The following is a 506-nucleotide window of genomic DNA, read 5'->3' as shown; positions in this document are numbered from 1 at the left end:
CCGACTGCCGATGGCCGGTTGGAGGTGTTCGCCAACCTCGACATCGTCACCGGGGAGAAACTCATCTCCGCCGTCGAATCCCTCGCGAAGAAGCGACCCGAGCCCGACGGGTCGCCCGACGCCCGGTCAGCCGGACAACGACGCGCTGACGCGTTGGAGATGATCCTCGACGCCGCGGCCAAAGCCACTCGCAGCGGTGACGCCGACATGGTGGTCGCCCCGAAAACACAGGTGAATCTGACCGTGCCCGCCGACCACCCCGATCGGGCAACGCTGGAATGGTTGGGGCCCGTCTCCCAAACCAGCGCACATCTGGTGGCGTGTGATTCCGCCGTCACCGTGTTCGACCTCGACGAGCACGGCGCGCCCCTCGACGTGAGCAACGCAGCGAGGTTGTTCACCGTCCAGCAGCGTAGAGCGTTGATCGTGCGTGATCAATGCTGTGTGAAATGCGGAGCCGCCGCCGGATATACCCAGTGTCACCACATCATCTACTGGTCACACGG

1 protein-coding gene is annotated in these 506 nt (G+C 64.6%); it reads left to right on the top strand.

Annotated features, from left to right (window positions below; all coding sequences use genetic code 11):
• Positions 1-506, top strand: a 506-nt coding sequence (locus AAFP35_RS26250) for a DUF222 domain-containing protein (RefSeq protein ID WP_419224624.1), incomplete at both ends; no start/stop codon positions are given.

Origin of the sequence: Gordonia sp. CPCC 206044 (genome assembly GCF_048537895.1) — a bacterium.
Classification (GTDB): domain Bacteria; phylum Actinomycetota; class Actinomycetes; order Mycobacteriales; family Mycobacteriaceae; genus Gordonia.
Note: the sequence above shows the minus strand (reverse complement) of the source record. Positions and strands in the feature narration are given on the sequence as shown.